Genomic DNA, 17149 nt, shown 5'->3' with positions numbered 1-17149 from the left:
ATGAGTGATCAGGCAGCGAGTTTGCGGCAGTGGGCAGCCAAACGAAATGGCGATGACCAGGCAAACGAAGCCGTATCAGAAAAAGTGTCGGCGACGAAAGCGGCCGATAACCTGGAACAAGTTGTAGTACTTGGGTTGCCTAAATTGAATGAAGAGTATGCGCTGAAGGCAGCTTCAGTGTTTCATCGCTGGGCAGAAGATGGTATGAAATGGGTTGGTGCTGCTGAACGATGGCGTGTGATTCCGGTATCTTTGGAATACCCTGAATTTGATAAGTTGGTGGCAAACTATCCGCGCTGGGCGATCTGGGTAGAAGGCGATTTAGATAGCTTTCAGCGGGCTTATCGGGCGTTAAAACGAATTCATGAAGTGAATGGGCCGCGAAGAATTATTGCGCTGCATCCGCCGATGGCGCGAAAAGGGCTGTTGGCGAACATTCAGCAAGTAGCGCGCCAGTATTTCAACATTGATGTATTAGTATTTTCGGGCTGAAAATTATGTATACAGCTGAAGGTAAGTTCAACAAACACAGTATTATCGAACAGTATTATCCACTGGTTCGGCGCCAAGCGTTTAATTTGAAAGTTAAACTGCCCGCAGGCGTTGACGTGGATGATTTGATTCAAGCTGGTGTTGAAGGCTTACTGAGCTGTGTCGACCGCTTTGATCCTGATTCTGGCGTGGCGTTTTCAACTTACGCCCATCAACGTATTCGTGGTGCGATGATTGATGAATTACGTAGCCGAGATTGGCTACCGCGCAGCGTACGTCGCAATGGACGTGAACTTGAGCAAACCATACGAAAACTGGAACAGCAATTAGGACGACCTCCAGAGGAGCGGGAAATCGCTGCAGCGCTCAAGATTGAGTTGGCCGAGTATCATCAACTTTTGTTGGACACTAATAATGGCTTGGTTTTATCGTATGACGACGTGGTTGCCGATGCTCCGGGCAGTGAAACAAACGATGACGAAGATGCAGAACCGGAAGCACAAATTGGCAATGCGCAGTTAAAACAGCTATTAATAGAAGCAATTGATATGCTCCCAGAGCGTGAAAAATTAGTGATGACGCTCTATTATCAGGAAGAACTAAACCTCAAAGAGATTGGCGCAGTACTCGATGTTACCGAATCACGTGTATCGCAGTTACATAGCCAAGCGATCAAGCGAATTCGAGCACGGGTTGCCACCGATTAACCCAAACAGCGTACTCAAAGTACAAGTAGGTGCTTGATGAATAATTATAAATTAGAAATTCGTTGGGGCTTTATTTTTAGCGTAGCGATGCTGCTCTGGTTGTTATTAGAGCGTTTAGTGGGATTGCATAGTACGTATATAGCGCAACATATGATGTGGACTAATTTATTCGCAATTGTCGCTATCGCTATTTATGTGTTGGCTTTGCGTGAGAAGCGTGTGCGCGAACTCAATGGCAGCATGACCTGGAAGCAAGGGTTTATGTGTGGCGTTGGCGTAACCATCGTCGTTGCCATATTGTCACCGCTTACACAGTGGCTCGCACACACCTTCGTTTCCCCGCACTTTTTCGCCAATATGGTCGAGTATGCAGTGAGTAGTGGCAACATGACCGAAGCTCAGGCGCTGGATTACTTTTCGCTACAGAGCTATATGGTGCAGGCCGTTATTGGTGCCGTCGCTATGGGGATTATTACCTCGGCAGTCGTTGCATTATTCGTGCGTAATGCGAAATAACGAAGCGTTAATTTCAAGCAAACACCACGGCAGAATTTCTTTACTGTGCTAAATTGTATGTAACGTTCAGTTGCAAAAGGGAATATCAGCATGATGAAGAAATTAGCAGTCGCAGTGGCGGTATCTTCGCTTGTGGTAACCGGCTGCGCCAACATGAGTAACACTCAAAAAGGTGCTACGATTGGTGCAATTGCTGGTGCCGTTATTGGTAAAGGTACCGGCGATCACGATAAAAGCCGTTATGTATGGGGTGCTGTCGCCGGTGCCATTGCAGGTGGAGCGATAGGTGCTTACATGGATAAGCAAGAGCGCGAGTTCCGTGAAGAGCTCGCTGGTAGCGGCGTTCAAGTCATTCGTGATGGCGACAACATTCGTCTGCAATTACCAAGTAATGTGACGTTTGCTGTGGATAGCACGACCATTGCGTCAAGCTTTGATCCGGTGCTTGTTGATGTTGCAAAGGTGCTCAACCGTTATGAGAAAACCACCATGCTGGTGGAAGGTCATACCGATAGTACTGGCGATGCCAACTACAACCAACGTTTGTCAGAGAACCGCGCGTTAGCGGTGCGTAATCACTTGGTGGGTAATGGTGTCGATCAGCGTCGCGTGACCACCGTGGGTTATGGTGAAACTATGCCGATAGCGGACAACAGTACCGCTGATGGACGGCAACTCAATCGTCGCGTTGAATTACGTATTGTGCCGAACGAGGCATAATCTGAAGGTCTTGCTGTAATAAAGAAAAGCCGCTGATTGATATCAGCGGCTTTTTTGATCGTTTCTTCAAAACGAATTAGGTTGTTTTATTCGGCCTTAGACGCTTGATTCACCAAAAGTGCGATCGCTCCATCGCCGGTCACGTTACACGCCGTACCGAAGCTGTCTTGTGCCATATACAATGCGATCATCAAGGCAATGGCGGTTTCACCAAAGCCCAGCATGGAACCCAATAGACCTACCGCCGCCATCACCGCTCCACCAGGAACACCCGGCGCCGCCAGCATCACTACACCTAACATAAAAATAAATGGCAGGATGGTTAAGAATGATGGAATTGCTAATGCGCTGTGCAAATACATCACCGCGATGGTGCAGCTGACAATGGTAATAGTCGAGCCGGCCAAGTGTGTTGTTGCACACAATGGAATGGCAAAGTTAGCGACATCGTCATTCACTTTATTTGCTTTGGCGCTGCGCAAAGTTACCGGAATGGTTGCTGCGCTCGACATGGTGCCTAATGCGGTGAAGTATGCTGGCAACATGTTTTTGATGAGCGTAATGGGGCTGATACCGGCTTTTAATCCAGCGATGGTAAACATGCTGATGATATACACCCAATGCAAAGCTACGGCCAATAGGAGTACGATGCCGAAGGTCTTTAGCGTGCTAAATACAGTACCTGCGGCAGCCATTTCAGCGAAAACGCCAGTAATGTAAAACGGTAACAATGGAATAATCACTTTACCGAGCAATAATTCAATAATATCTCGGCCTTGATCGGAGATTTGTTTGAGTTGCTCTGCGCGGGTCGCGGTAATACCCAACCCAAAAATAAAGGCCAAAACCAGTGCTGTCATGATGCCAAACACGGGCGGCATATCGAGTGTAATAAATGGCTCTAATACCGCCGCATCGGCTGTTTGCGTAGTTCTAGCGGCAGTGGTCAACATCGGTACCGCAAAACTTGCGACAAAGTACGCAATAGTACCCGCAACAATAGTTGAAATGTAGGCAATACCTAAAGTGCGACTAAGAAGCTTGCCAGAATTCTGTGGTAAGCCAGCGATACCGCTCGTGATAAAAAACAAAATCAATAGCGGAATGGTAAAGAATAATAGTTGGCCGAAGAGTTCTTTAAACGTCAGCAATAGTTGAGTCACCCAATCAGGCGTATAAAGCCCAATTAGGGTACCAATCACAATCCCTAGAACTAGTTTAATAATTAAACCCATGGTGTTCTCACTTTTTGGTTTTATTGGTATCGAGAGTTCGGTTATTTCCCGATGCAGAATCTAACATACTATTTAAAAACAATAACGTATAAATATTTTGGAGCACCTACGGAGTGCAAAAAAACTGCGAAAAAAGTGCAAATATTTGTGTTTTTTTCAGAACCGGCTCCTGATCACCCAATCCCAAACCGGGATAAGTGGGAGACTGGGTGTAAATATCCCATTTAACCTAAACAGCCTTCCCCCCACTGCACTAGCTAGGGCTCGTAGTTCGGCACAAGGCTGAAGTCGCTTGGCTGCTTCGCTGTGCAGATCCATGACCCACTTTCCATCAAACTCCCGGTTGTAGTTCCACAAGCATCTCGCGAGTCTTGCCGGCCCGCTCCACTAACAAGACCACAACATCTCCAACATGCTTGTCGTCTAGCCGGGCCTGTAATGTGGTGACGTCGTCGACGGCGATACCGTCGATGCTGAAAATGCGATCGCCGGGCACGATGCCGCCGGCGGTGACCTCGACGCCGACGAGCCCGGCCCTGTGCGCCGCCGAGCCCGGCGTCACGCGCAATACGAATACGCCCTTACTGCCGGTCAGCGCCTGCAGACGCGTGTTGAGCTGCTCATCCACCTCGATGCCCAGCGCCGGACGGATGTACTTGCCGGTCTTTATGAGTTGCGGCACCACGCGCATGACGGTATCGACGGGCACTGCAAAGCCGATGCCGGCCGAGGCGCCAGACGGACTGTAGATGGCGGTATTGATGCCGATCAGCCGCCCAGCCGAATCGAGCAGCGGGCCACCGGAATTGCCGGGGTTGATAGCGGCGTCGGTCTGGATCAGGTGCTCGATGGCAGGGCCGCCACCTTCGCCGTCGAGCGTGCGCTCGAGCGCGGAAACGATGCCAGTGGTGAGCGTCCAGTCGAGCCCGAAGGGATTGCCAATGGCAAAGACCTTTTGCCCCACCTTGAGATCAGCACTGGTGCCCACCGGCACCGCCGGCGGGCGCTTGAAGCCGACGCCAATCTTGAGTACCGCGATGTCGTGGGCAGGACTGGCGCCAACAAGCGCAGCCTGATAATCGCGACCGTCGGCCAGTTTGACCGTGGCAGACGATGCCCCCTGGATCACGTGGAAGTTGGTCACCACGTGGCCGGCGTCGTCCCAAATGAAGCCCGATCCCGTGCCGCGGGGCACGGAGAAGACATTGCGCGTCCAGACGTCGTGCACTAGCTGCGCGGTGGTGATGTAGACCACCGAGGCGCGTGATTTTTCGAACAGTTCGATGGTGGCCTGTTCGTCAGCGGCCAGATCGCCACGCGGCGTGACGGTGCGCTCAGCGGCTTGGCGCGGGCTGAACCAGGCTTCGATGGCGGGCAGGAACTGCCAGAACAACATGAGTGCTGCAACGCACGCAGTGATGACGAGCCAGCGCCGGACGAAATGATCCGGTGCTGGGCGTTGTAGGTAAGGACTGGGGGAAGACATGACGGAAGCTCCTTTAGAGTGATTTAACGCCAAAAGGCCGCTCAGGCCCCGGCGTGGCGGACAAATCGGGGCGAACGACCTTCAGCAGGGTCAAAACCAGCAACAAGGTTTGAAAGCGATTGAGCCAGCGGTGCCTCGATCTGGCATCGTGTCGATCGTCTAGACTATAAAGAGTCATGGTCCAATTACTCGCTCATCCGGTCGTCGCGTTCACGCATGAGCCAATAGGTCAGACCCAAGGCTAGTATCGTCCCCGCCAGGGCGGCCAGTTTGGCAGGATCAACGTCGGGGGCAAGGATGATGAACTTGCGGGCCAGTGCCAGGATTGCGATCAGAATGACGGTCTTGACCTGGATGATGCTTTCCTTACGCAGCGCCACGCGCACGATGGAATGCTTGAATTCCATCGCGATCAGGAGCGTCATGATCATGCCGAACACCTTCTGGAATACCTTGTGATCCAGGGGATTGAAGGCATCGAGGACCAGCAGCGTGAAGACGATAGCGATCAGCTGGAACAGCGACACCACGATGATGACGGCAATGACCGCCGACAGAACGAGGGCGATGACCTGCTCGAAGCGCTCGTAAACCGTCATCAACCGCCACTGGGCGCGCATCTCGTCAAGGGTCGTGTGGTCAGATTCTTTATGCATAAGCGTTGCTCTCTCTTTCAATGAAACGTTAATGGAACGGGGAGTGCGAGAAGACGACTCGATCAGCCTTTTGCACGTCAACCCTTTGTCCCGTGCATGGCATCAATCCGGCTTCTGGTCTGGCGGCAGCAACTCCAGCAGATCCGCCTGCAAATGTTGCAACTTGTCGATACCCGCCCTCAATGCCTCGACACGGCCGGTATTTTTCATTTCACTCAGGGTGTGCGTTAACTGCTGGATGCTCTGATGCAGGACATCGACCTGATCATCAGGGTCCTTGCCGAAGAACGTAGGGCGGCCACTTTGATCCCGCCAGTATTGGAGTGCTTCGGGTTGAGGCGGCACTTGGGTCTTACCTGACAGATAGTCGATCATCTGGGAAATCCAGACCCGGTGGTCGACGTATGTGAACGGTACGGGCAGCGCGGAGCGACTGTCAGGTTTGAATCCCTTCCAGGATAAGGGTACCTGCCAGGTGTGTAGCCATTGCTCGAATTCATGCGCCGGCATCGGATGCCCGATGGCATAACCCTGGCCCCACTCGCATCCCATACGCAGCAGCATTTCACCATGCCGAATGGATTCGACTCCCTCCGCGATGCAGTTCCTGCCAAACGACCTTGCCAGTGCCAGCAGCGCATCCAGGATGGCGATATCGTCCGGATCCTCGAGCATGTCGCGTATAAAACCTTGGTCGATCTTGAGCAGGTGCGCGGGCAGGCGCTTCAGATAGGCCAGCGATGAATAGCCGCTGCCGAAATCGTCGAGGGCAAAACGCAACCCCATCCTCTCGCACTGCGCCATCAACTGAGACACTTGAACGAAGTCCTCCACGGCGCTGGTTTCGAGGATTTCCAGCTCAAGGTCTTGCGGCTGGGCGCCGGGATGACGTGACAACATACCCCGTAGATGCGTGATGAAGTCCGGTTGCAGCAAGTGCCGCGCACCGATATTCACGCTAATCGGGACATGAAGGCCGGCCTTGCGCCAAACTTCGATCTGGGTCAGTGCAGCCTCGATGGTCCATTCCCCCACGTCAATCCCGAGCGGATGGTTCTCAATGATCGGTATGAAGGAGGCAGGAGATAACAAGCCACGCGTCGGATGTTGCCAGCGGATCAAGGCTTCGGCGCCCAGCACCTCACCGGTGCGCATGTTGACCTTAGGTTGGTAATAAAGCAGAAACTGCCCATTGGCAAGTGCATTCTCTATGCTGTCAAATCCTTCGTGACGGGTGCGCAGTGTACGATCCTTCTCCGTATCGAAAACGTGATATCGATTCTTGCCGGCTTGCTTGGCACGATACATAGCCTGATCTGCCTGCCGCAGCAGTTGGTCGGCGTCGATATCTTCGCCTTGCGGGTAGTAGCTCACACCGATACTCGCGCTCACCTCGCACAGTGCGTCACCAATCGGTACGGGCTGTGCAGCCACCTCGATCAGGCGATCGAGAATCGGTACGCTGACGGAAATATCCGGCAGGTCGAGCAGAATAGCGACAAACTCATCACCACCAAGACGGGCCAAGGTATCGCCTTCGCGCAACACCTGCGTCATACGCCTGGACAGGACGGAAAGCAATTTGTCGCCGACTCCGTGGCCGTGCTGGTCGTTGACCTTCTTGAACCCATCCAGATCGATGAAGACAACCGCCAGGTGCATGCCACGCCGACGTGCCTGACGAATGGCCTGCTTAAGGCGGTCTCCAAGCAATAGTCGATTGGGCAAGCCGGTGAGCAGGTCGTAATGAGCAACGCGTTCAAGCTGTTGCTGGTTCTCCTTCAGCGGTGTGATGTCGGAAAACATGGCTGCGTAATGCTCGATATTGCCCCGCATATCCGGGACTGCGCTGATCGTCAGCAGCGCGGCAAACTGACTGCCGTTCTTGCGTCGGCACCAGAGCTCTCCGTGCCAGTAGTCGTGCTCACGCAGAGCCTGCCAAACGGTCTGATAGAACTCATCTTCATAGCGATCGGACTCGAGCAGACGAGGTGTCTGGCCCATTACTTCCTCCCGCGAATAACCAGTGATCACGGAAAACGCCCGATTGACGTTGGCAATGTGGCCTTGAGCGTCCGTAACGAGGATGCCCTCTCCTGCGTGCTCAAAAACTTTAGCCGCAAGGCGAAGCTCTTCCGCGGATCTTCTGCGTGAGGTGACATCATGGATATAGCCGTGCCAGAGGATGCTCCCATCAGGCATGGCTTCAGGCGACGCCTCGCCTTCGACCCAGATCACCCGACCGTCTGGAAACTGCACCCGGTACTCGTCATGCCAAAGCGCGAGTGACTGCCCCGACGCCTGTATGGTTTCATGCACACGGTCGCGGTCTTCAGGATGGAGCGCAGCGAACGCAGGAGTGGCATCTTCAACAACATCCTCCGGTGCAACCCCGTATATTTCCCGTATCTTCGCGCTGGCATAAGGGAAGTGCGAGCTGCCGTCCGGACGAAGACGGTATTGGTAAAGCATACCGGGAACGTGGCTGGCCAACTCTTCTCGCTGTAGGCGCATAGAGTTCAGCGCCTGCTCGATCCTCCTGAGATCGGTGATGTCCTCTACCGACGCTGTGGTCATCTCGATGGGGTCTCCGGTGAAAAGAGGTGCTGGCACTGCACGCAATTGGGCTTCTCTGCCAACTTGTTGGCTGGCACGCGATTGGTGGCTTGGTCGATGCGTGTCTGAGTCGATTCAGCGACCGCCAGCGACACCACGACGGTGGCTGCCCATGTCAGCCCGTTGGGGTCGGACACGACAGCCTCCCATCGCTCAAGATTGCTCAAGATTCGCCGCCCGCCGGCTTCTTCTTGCGCGTAACCTTGCTCTCGCCGTTCGGCGGTGCCTCGGCCACGTTCGCGGCATCGGGCTCGGCCGGCTTCGCGGGTGGCTCCTGGCGCTCGAAGACCACCCGTTCGGCCTTGTCATCCCAGCGGGCACTGGCGTGATCGGCCTTGCCGATGCCACCACCGAGCATTTCGCGTGCCAGCGCGGTTTCCAGCTCGCTGCGGATCAGCCGCTTGAGCTCGCGCGCGCCGAACTCGGGTTTGTAGCCTTCCTCCGCGAAGTGGTCGATCAAGGTCTGGTCGAAGGTTAACGTCACGCCCTGGCTGGCGGCGTTGCGCGCCACGCGATCGAGCTGCAGGCCGACGATATGGCGGATCTCCTCCTTGCCCAGCGCATGGAAGACGATGATCTCGTCGATGCGGTTGAGGAACTCGGGGCGGAAGTGTCCGCGCAGCACGTCCATCACCTCAGACTTGGTCTTCACGTATTCCTCGCCGCCGGCGCTACGGGCCTTCAGCCGACGCTGGATGATGTCCGAGCCCAAGTTCGAGGTGGCGATGATGATGGTATTGGTGAAATCCACCACCCGGCCCTTGCCGTCGGTAAGCCGCCCGTCGTCGAATACCTGCAGCAGGATGTTGTAGACATCGGGGTGCGCTTTTTCGATCTCATCGAGCAACAACACGCTGTAGGGTTTGCGCCGTACTTTCTCGGTGAGCTGGCCGCCCTCGTCATAGCCCACATAGCCCGGAGGCGCGCCCACCAAGCGTGCCACGGCATGGCGTTCACCGTACTCGGACATGTCGATGCGCAGCAGCGCACCTTCATCGCCATAGATGGAATCGGCCAGCGCCTTGGCGAGTTCGGTCTTGCCCACGCCGGTCGGCCCAAGGAACAGGAAAGTCGCCACCGGCTTGCTGCCCTCGCGCAAGCCCGCCCGCGACAACCGCACGGCATCGGCCACCGCACGCACCGCTTCGTCCTGGCCCACCAGGCGCTCGTGCAGCCGCTGCTCCAGATGCAGCAGCTTCTCGCGTTCTTCCACCGTCAGCTCGTTGACCGGAATGCCGGTCAGGCGCGAGACGATCTGCGCGACATGCTCGGCCTTGACTTCGGCGCTACCCGAGGCGCGCTCGCGTTCCCATTCCTCGACGAGCTTCTTGAGTTCAGTCTCCTTGGCCTCGATGCGCTTGCCCAGCTCGGCGGCCTTGTCGTACTGTTTTCGCGAGGCCATATAGTCCTGCTCACGCCGCAGCTGGTGCAGTTCGGACTCCAGCTCTTGCACCGCCACCGGGCGGGCCGTGGCCGACAGCTTTACGCGTGCGGCCGCCTGGTCGAGCAGGTCGATGGCCTTGTCAGGCAAAAAGCGCGCGGTGATGTAGCGGTCCGACAACTCGGCGGCGGCGATGATCGCATCCTCGGTGATGCTGACCTTGTGGTGCGCCTCGAAGGTGTCGCGCAGGCCGCGCAGAATCATCATGGTCTGTGCTACCGTTGGCTCGGGCACCATCACCGGCTGGAAGCGACGCTCCAGCGCGGCGTCCTTCTCGATGTACTTCTGATACTCGTTGAGCGTGGTGGCGCCGATCAGGTTCAGTTCGCCGCGCGCCATCATCGGCTTGAACACGTTGGCGACGTCCAGACCGCCTTCACCGCCACCCTGGCCTGCACCGACGATGGTGTGCACCTCGTCGATGAAGAGAATCATCTCGCCCTGGTGCTCGGTCACTTCCTTGAGCACCTTCTGCACGCGCTCCTCGAACTCGCCGCGGTACTTGGCGCCTGCCACCATGGCGTTGATGTTGAGTTCCACCAGGCGCTTGTCGCGCAGCGTCTCGGGCACTTCGCCGGCGACCATCCGCTGCGCCAGTCCTTCGACAATGGCGGTCTTGCCGACGCCGGGCTCACCGATTAACACCGGGTTGTTTTTCTTGCGCCGGGCCAGCACCTCGATGGTGGTCTCGATCTCCTGCGCACGACCGATGACCGGATCGAGTTTGCCCTCGCGCGCCATCTTGGTGAGGTCTCGCGAGTATTTATCCAGCTCGGGCGTGTTGGTCGGCGTCTCGGCGCGGCCATCCTCGGCACCTTTGCCGACCACCTTGCTCACCTGCTGGCGCAGCGCTTGCGGCGTGAGGCCGTAACGGCGCAGCAGGTTAGCTGCCAAGCCTTCGCCTTCCTCGGCCAGCCCGATCAGAAAATGCTCTGGGCCGACATAGGCGTGGCTGAGTTCGTTGGATGCCACGAAAGCGCGGCTGAGCGCGTCCTTGACCCGGGGCGATACGCCGATTTCGCCCTCAAACGGCTTCTCGCCACGCTTGGCTTCGGATTCGATTTGCCGCTTGAGGTCATCGACCTTGATCTTGAATTGTCCCAGGATGGTCTTCACCACGTCGCTGTCGGCGAGAGCCAACAGTAGGTGTTCGGTATCGACTTCGGGGCGGCCAAATTCGGCGGCATGTTTGGCGGCCTCCTGCAACAGGGCCTCAGACTGTTCGCTGATACGGCTGGCCAGCCCACTGCCGCGGCGGCGTGCCGTGCCCGCCGTTGCGGGAGCAGATTCGCCGAAAGAGGCATCGACGACCTCGTCGGTATCGGCCGCCATGGACGGTGCGTCGTCACCGATGCGGAGGAGGTCGCTGCCAAGGAAGTCTTCGAACAGCCCGCTGCGCGAGCCGAACAAGGCTTCCAGCGGTGAGACGGTGCGCTTTTGCTGGCGCACCAGTTGGCGATAGTGATCGTCACACAACTGTATAGTGCTGTGGCGACCATTGAGATTGGCTTCCACCCGCACCGTGGCGGGTTGGCCGCAGATTCGGCATTGTTTTCTGACCATGATGATGCTCCTTAACAGGACTCATTTGACGAGGCACCGAAGGTCACGGCGCCTTGCCTTTCACTTGGTTTTTCTGTGGAGAACGAGCCGATCGGCGTCAGTCGTTGATCGGGATCGAGCGGCCCTGCTTAGGCGCACTGGCCTCGCGCTTGTCCATCGAGATCGTGAGCACGCCGTTCTTGAATGCGGCCTTGATCGATTCCTGGTCGGCGTTGTCAGGCAGGTTCAGGACACGCTGGAAACTGCCGTAGGAGCGTTCGACGCGATGGAAGCCACCTTCCTTCTTTTCCTGCTCCTGGCGCTTCTCGCCCCGTACCATCAGCACGTCGTTGTCGAGCGTGATCTGAATGTCCTTTTCCTCGACGCCGGGAACCTCCAAGGAAATCTTGTACTGCTTGTCGGTTTCTTGAATGTCCAGCGCCGGCTTCAGCATGTCCGGCCACTCCGACGACCATCGCGGCATGGCCAGCGCCGGGAAGCCGAAGCCTCGAAACGCATCGTCAAACAGGCGATCGATCTCGCGATGCAATTGCAGGATGGGACCGCCTGCCACCGGCAGGTCATTGCGCTGCACGGACAGCGAGGCAGTGCTCTGTTGTTCTTCCTGCTCTTTCTTAAACCAGTTCCAGGGAGCCAATTTCTTAAAATCAATGTCCATGTCACACCTCCAGAAGAAAAATTAAAGAATCTCACTCACTTCGTTTGCCTGCGGCTATGGATAGCCGCCCAGGCAACACGGGATGTTTCGCTGACTTCGACTGCTCATCTGTAGGTATCACCTCCTTCTTTCTGCCTGCTTGGGTCTGATTATTGATCCATCGATCGATTTCACTTTGACGAAACTGTCATACCCCCCCCCACAAGTTCCGTCGTCACGCGGCCTCGATCGAGGAAATTCTTGCAAGACTTTGTAAGTTATGGTGCCTAACATGCCGAAAGTCAAGAGTCAACATCCAGCGACCGCACGATTCACTCAATGACATGACGCCATTTGAGTACCGCAATGCGGCATAAATACTCTACAAGTTGACTGTGTTATAAATGGGGATTTACACACCGAAGATCAAGACGGCGGAGTGTTTGATGTGGGGCAGGTGTAAAGCGGGACTGTGAAAGCTCCTCATGGCTTCAGTACGGCGCGTTTCGAGAATATCCGCATAGATCTCTGTAGTGCGCAGTTCGCTGAATACACGGGCAACAGGCTTGCCAGGATTCTCCAGGTTAAGCAGTTTTACCGCTGAATCGGGAAGGTCAAGGTATTGCAACGAATTTCCGGCATTTACCAGCTTCTTCTACCGGAAAATGATGCGGTAATGGCCATCAGCGAATTCCTCTATCTCACCCCAGACCAGCTTGTGGATGTCTGACCAGCGAAGGCCAGTAGTGCAGGAAAACAGGAAAGCCCGCCTCAGCACGTCATACCGGCATTCGGCTTTGGTCAGAGCCCGGACCTCTTCCAGGGTCAGGTAAGTCCGTTTCGTGTTTTCCGGCTTGATGGACTTGACATGTTGAACCGGGTTGTCGCGGACAATGCCATCCCGATATGCTTGGTCCAATCATCCAATCCATGTCGTGACGACTCGATTTCCAACAGCCGCTTTGCGCGGATGGCCTCAGCCTTCTGATTCACGGTCTTGTTGTGCTCACGCTTCGCCGGAAGGCGGGGTTTGTCGTAGAGGAGCAAGAGGGGGCAAAAAGGATCAAACCGTTTGCAAAAAAATAAAATAAAATACGTTTTAAAACAATGGTCTATTTGTATTTGATTGGATGCTTTTCGATCTTTTTGGCCGTTTCACTTCCCGATACAGAAGCTACTAAAAATTTTGCCCAGCAAGTCATCGGAAGTGAACTCACCGGTGATCTCGTTTAAGTGTTGTTGGGTGAGGCGAAGCTCTTCAGCAAGCAATTCGCCGGCCAAATTCATTTCTAGTTGTTCTTGCCCAATCATCAGATGTTCGCGCGCACGCTCGAGGGCATCAAGGTGACGGCGACGTGCCATAAAGCTACCTTCGCTGGTGGCGGTATAACCGACGCAGTGTTTTAAATGCTCGCGCAGTAAATCAATGCCGTGTCCGGTTTTTGCGCTTAGATGAAGCACTGGAATGCCACCAATATCTTCAATGATCACCGGCTCTTCATTCAAATCAACCTTGTTACGAATAACCGTGAACGGCAGATCTTCGGGTAACTGCGTAAAAAACTCAGGCCAGATATCGGCAGGATGAACGGCGTTGGTTTCAGTCGCATCGACCATAAATAGCACACGGTCAGCGCCACGAATTTCGTCCCATGCGCGTTGAATACCGATGCGTTCGACTTCATCGGGGCTTTCTCGGAGTCCGGCGGTATCGATGATGTGCAATGGCATTCCATCAATTTGAATATGCTCGCGCAACACATCGCGCGTGGTACCAGCAATAGCCGTTACAATCGCTGATTCACGACCGGCGAGGGCGTTTAATAACGACGATTTCCCAGCATTAGGTCGACCGGCGATCACCACTTTCATGCCTTCGCGTAATAACGTGCCTTGCTTTGCTTGCACCATCACTTGTTGCAGCCGATCAATAATCGCCTCAAGGTCCGCCGCAACTTTACCGTCACTGAGGAAGTCAATTTCTTCATCGGGGAAGTCAATCGCAGCTTCGACGTACATGCGCAGGTGTATGACTTGATCGACAAGTTGGTCTATCTCGTGTGAGAAACCGCCTTGCAGACTCTGTAAAGCGGCTTTAGCGGCTTGTTCTGAGGTGGTATCGATGAGATCAGCAATGGCCTCTGCCTGAGTTAAATCGAGTTTATCGTTTAAAAACGCGCGCTCGCTGAATTCGCCGGGGCGAGCAGGGCGTACTTCAGGGAAGTCGAGAATTGCCTTGATGATCATGTCGATGAGTATGGGGCCACCGTGGCCTTGCAACTCAAGTACATCTTCACCGGTAAACGAGTTTGGTCCCGGAAAAAAAAGCGCAATGCCTTCATCAAGCACTGCGCCGTCAAGGTCTTTAAACGTTAAGTATTCCGCCTTACGTGGAACTGGGCAATGCCCCAACATCCGCTCAGCGACGTTGCGCGCCGCGGGGCCGCTAACGCGCACAATGCCGACACCGCCACGCCCAGGAGGCGTGGCTTGTGCAACGATAGTGTCGTTCGTTAGCTCAAAGTCCATGACTTATTTCTTTTTACGACGTTCCATCATGCCTTTCTTTTCAAGGCCTCTGTAAATCCACTGCATCTGACCAATGGTGATCAAGTTGCTGCTCAACCAATAAAGTACGAGGCCGGCAGGGAACCAGAGGAAGAATACCGTAAAGATGACCGGCATATATTGCAGTAGCTTCTGTTGCATCGGGTCAGTAGCAGGCGTTGGTTGTAGCTTCTGCATAATGAACATCGATGCGCCCATCAATATAGGTAAAATGAAGTATGGGTCTTTCGCTGACAGGTCGTTAATCCAAAGGAATAACGGTGCGTGGCGTAGCTCGACGCTCTCCAAAAGTACCCAGTATAGAGCTAGGAAAATTGGCAACTGAAGAAGCATCGGTAAACAACCACCGAGTGGGTTTACTTTTTCTTCTTTATACATCTTCATCATGGCTTGTGACATCTTCTGACGGTCGTCGCCATAACGTTCACGAAGCGCTTGCATCTTCGGTTGAATCATCCGCATTTTTGCCATCGACACGTACTGTGCTTTAGTGAGCGGGTACAATAATGCTTTGATGATGATGGTGATTGCGATGATTGATAGACCCCAGTTAATGAGGACGCTCTGTACCAATTGAAGCAGTTTAAAGATAGGCTGCGCTAACCACCACAAGAAACCGTAATCGACAGTAAGATTCAAATCTTCTGCAACCAGAGCCATGGCGTCTTGGTCTTTTGGACCAATAAACAACGTTGAGCGAATCTGCGCTTCAGCACCTGGTGCAACAGTCGCGGTTGGGTAAAGTACGCCCATAATCGCTTGGTCGCCGCCGACAATACGCGAGAACAGTTGCTTGGTGCCTTCACCACGGGGAATCCATGCCGATACGAAATAATGCTCAAGCATGGCAACCCAACCTTTTTGGGTTTCGCGGCTTAAACGTTGATCGCGCATGTCATCAAATGAGTATTTTTCGTAACGATCTTCGTCCCAAGAATAAGCACCTCCTTTATAGGTTGGCATCATCATGTTGCCTGAACCTTCAGTCATAATTTGTTTCAGCTGAGCATAGAACTGGAGCTGTTTATGCGTGGTGGTGGCATTGCGAATGGTATAAACCACATCAACGGCATATGAACCCTTGCTGAAGATGAAGGTTTTGATGATTTCGCTACCATCCTCAAGAGTGTAGTAAAGTGGTACTTCAAGCTTGTCGCCGGTTAATTGGTATTCAGTTTGTTCTACGTGGAACACCGGACGACCTTGAGCTGAATCGGTGCCGTCGGCGCCAATCAAGCCGGACTGAGCGATATAGAGCTGGTTCGGGTTTGAATGTAGTAACTCAAAACGCTCTTCTGAATTTTGTGTACGAGCAAACTCAAGAAGCTGGGCGTTAACAACGTCGCCGCCGTGGGTGTCGATAACCACATCAAGTACGTCTGTTTTGACCTTCACGCGTGGATTGTTTGACGCGCTACTTGTGGCAGGCAAACCACTGTCACTTGACTCTGGAACAGCGCTTTCAGTCGCTGACGGTTCCATACGCGCTTCAGGCACACCTGAATCGATTGTTTGAGTTTGTTGGGTTTGCGCCGATTTTTGTGTACCCGGTGCAGTATCAATAAGCCAATTTTGGTAGAGGAAAAAGCTTACTACCAAGAAAGCAATAAACAAGATAGAACGTGGCGAATTCATAAGTCCTTCGTCTCTGTTTTACTTTGATTCGTTGTTTCCGCTTCACAAGGTTCAGTACCTGGAACCGGGTCGAAGCCACCTGGATGCCCTGGGTGACATTTGAGAATACGCGTACTGGCAAGCCAGAAGCCTCGAATGATACCATGCTTTTGGATTGCTTCTATGGCGTATTGTGAACAGGTTGGCGTAAATCGACAACGCGGCCCTATTAGCGGACTAATAATCAGCTGGTAGAGTCGGATGAAGCCGATAGGTATTGCGCGCAACGCTTGCTTAAGGTTCGCCATAAGTAATCCAAACGTTGCTGTAATTCTTCCTGAGAAAGGTCAACAACACCGTTTTTTCCAATCACGATAATATCGAATGCCGGTATTTTATGCTGTTTTAGACGAAAACTCTCGCGAATCTTGCGTTTTATTCGATTTCGATCAACAGCGCGCTTGGCTCGCTTTTTTGAAAGCGTGACACCAATTCGAGGAAAACCGAGATTATTAGGGGTAGCAAGCATGGTGAGTTCAGCCGTGACAGCTTTCACCGGGGGATTATCGAAGACTTTTTGAAAGTGCGCGGGAGTTAACAGTCTTAACTCCCGCCCGTAAGCGTAATTCTGCTTCAATATTATGCAGACAGAACTTTACGGCCTTTGGCACGACGGCGAGCCAACACTTGACGACCGTTTTTCGTTGCCATACGAGCACGGAAACCGTGAGTGCGCTTGCGCTTCAATACGCTTGGTTGAAATGTTCTTTTCATGACGTTACTTCCGTATTCGAGTTACCTAAAAATTTAGAGCGCGAATTCTAACGGTTAAAAGGATCAAAGTCAACGTAAAAAGCTATCCACAAATGGAAGATGAGAATGATTTTAATTGTGGATA

At 53.7% G+C, this 17149-nt stretch carries 16 protein-coding genes; 4 read left to right on the top strand and 12 right to left on the bottom strand.

Annotation, left to right across the window (positions count from 1 at the left end):
• From CWI76_RS08005 to CWI76_RS07990, 4 genes are all read left to right on the top strand, one after another.
• Positions 1 to 492 (top strand): hypothetical protein, encoded by a 492-nt coding sequence (locus CWI76_RS08005; RefSeq protein ID WP_126759808.1) that lies wholly within the window; start codon positions 1 to 3, stop codon positions 490 to 492.
• Between the two features lie 5 nt (positions 493 to 497).
• The gene (locus tag CWI76_RS08000) at positions 498 to 1199 is read left to right on the top strand and encodes an RNA polymerase sigma factor FliA (protein ID WP_126759807.1); all 702 of its coding nucleotides are present in this window, start codon (positions 498 to 500) and stop codon (positions 1197 to 1199) included.
• 36 nt (positions 1200 to 1235) lie between these two features.
• Positions 1236 to 1715: a DUF4199 domain-containing protein gene (locus CWI76_RS07995; RefSeq protein WP_126759806.1), complete on the top strand. Its 480-nt coding sequence runs from the start codon at positions 1236 to 1238 to the stop codon at positions 1713 to 1715.
• Positions 1716 to 1805: 90 nt separating this feature from the next.
• Complete coding sequence (locus tag CWI76_RS07990; RefSeq protein ID WP_198678582.1) at positions 1806 to 2435, top strand: YiaD family glycine zipper/OmpA-like lipoprotein; 630 nt, start codon at positions 1806 to 1808, stop codon at positions 2433 to 2435.
• Positions 2436 to 2521: 86 nt separating this feature from the next.
• On the opposite strand, the gene CWI76_RS07985 is transcribed toward CWI76_RS07990, so the two are convergent.
• The 12 genes from CWI76_RS07985 to rpmH all read right to left on the bottom strand — a co-directional run bounded on the left by CWI76_RS07985 (position 2522) and on the right by rpmH (position 17025).
• The gene (locus CWI76_RS07985) at positions 2522 to 3670 is read right to left on the bottom strand and encodes a dicarboxylate/amino acid:cation symporter (RefSeq protein ID WP_126759805.1); all 1149 of its coding nucleotides are present in this window, start codon (positions 3668 to 3670) and stop codon (positions 2522 to 2524) included.
• 331 nt (positions 3671 to 4001) lie between these two features.
• Positions 4002 to 5156 carry a S1C family serine protease gene (locus CWI76_RS07980; RefSeq protein ID WP_126759804.1) on the bottom strand — a complete coding sequence of 385 codons (1155 nt, stop codon included), beginning with the start codon at positions 5154 to 5156 and terminating at the stop codon, positions 4002 to 4004.
• A gap of 185 nt (positions 5157 to 5341) precedes the next feature.
• Entirely contained in the window at positions 5342 to 5812 is a 471-nt protein-coding gene (locus CWI76_RS07970; protein ID WP_126759803.1) for a phosphate-starvation-inducible PsiE family protein, read from the bottom strand.
• A gap of 102 nt (positions 5813 to 5914) precedes the next feature.
• Entirely contained in the window at positions 5915 to 8389 is a 2475-nt protein-coding gene (locus CWI76_RS07965) for a putative bifunctional diguanylate cyclase/phosphodiesterase (RefSeq protein ID WP_241967988.1), read from the bottom strand.
• Positions 8386 to 8523, bottom strand: coding sequence for a hypothetical protein (locus CWI76_RS11825; protein WP_476742302.1), 138 nt, complete (start codon positions 8521 to 8523; stop codon positions 8386 to 8388). The genes CWI76_RS07965 and CWI76_RS11825 overlap by 4 nt, the downstream gene beginning before the upstream one ends.
• Positions 8524 to 8591: 68 nt before the next feature.
• Entirely contained in the window at positions 8592 to 11432 is a 2841-nt protein-coding gene (clpK, locus tag CWI76_RS07960) for a heat shock survival AAA family ATPase ClpK (protein ID WP_126759802.1), read from the bottom strand.
• A gap of 97 nt (positions 11433 to 11529) precedes the next feature.
• A complete protein-coding gene (locus tag CWI76_RS07955) occupies positions 11530 to 12090 on the bottom strand; it encodes an Hsp20/alpha crystallin family protein (protein ID WP_126759801.1) in 561 nt (186 codons plus the stop codon).
• 1134 nt (positions 12091 to 13224) lie between these two features.
• Entirely contained in the window at positions 13225 to 14598 is a 1374-nt protein-coding gene (gene mnmE / locus CWI76_RS07940) for a tRNA uridine-5-carboxymethylaminomethyl(34) synthesis GTPase MnmE (RefSeq protein WP_126759800.1), read from the bottom strand.
• A gap of 3 nt (positions 14599 to 14601) precedes the next feature.
• Positions 14602 to 16272: a membrane protein insertase YidC gene (yidC, locus tag CWI76_RS07935; RefSeq protein WP_126759799.1), complete on the bottom strand. Its 1671-nt coding sequence runs from the start codon at positions 16270 to 16272 to the stop codon at positions 14602 to 14604.
• Complete coding sequence (gene yidD, locus CWI76_RS07930; RefSeq protein WP_126759798.1) at positions 16269 to 16559, bottom strand: membrane protein insertion efficiency factor YidD; 291 nt, start codon at positions 16557 to 16559, stop codon at positions 16269 to 16271. The genes yidC and yidD overlap by 4 nt, the downstream gene beginning before the upstream one ends.
• Positions 16496 to 16888 carry a ribonuclease P protein component gene (gene rnpA, locus CWI76_RS07925; protein ID WP_126759797.1) on the bottom strand — a complete coding sequence of 131 codons (393 nt, stop codon included), beginning with the start codon at positions 16886 to 16888 and terminating at the stop codon, positions 16496 to 16498. The genes yidD and rnpA overlap by 64 nt, the downstream gene beginning before the upstream one ends.
• A 2-nt stretch (positions 16889 to 16890) precedes the next feature.
• The gene (gene rpmH, locus CWI76_RS07920) at positions 16891 to 17025 is read right to left on the bottom strand and encodes a 50S ribosomal protein L34 (protein WP_055439485.1); all 135 of its coding nucleotides are present in this window, start codon (positions 17023 to 17025) and stop codon (positions 16891 to 16893) included.
• Positions 17026 to 17149 lie beyond the last annotated feature (124 nt).

Origin of the sequence: Pseudidiomarina marina, from assembly GCF_003987045.1 — a bacterium.
Classification (GTDB): Bacteria; Pseudomonadota; Gammaproteobacteria; order Enterobacterales; family Alteromonadaceae; genus Pseudidiomarina; species Pseudidiomarina marina.
The sequence above is the reverse complement of the archived record's forward strand: the minus strand, read 5'-3'. Positions and strand labels throughout refer to the sequence as shown.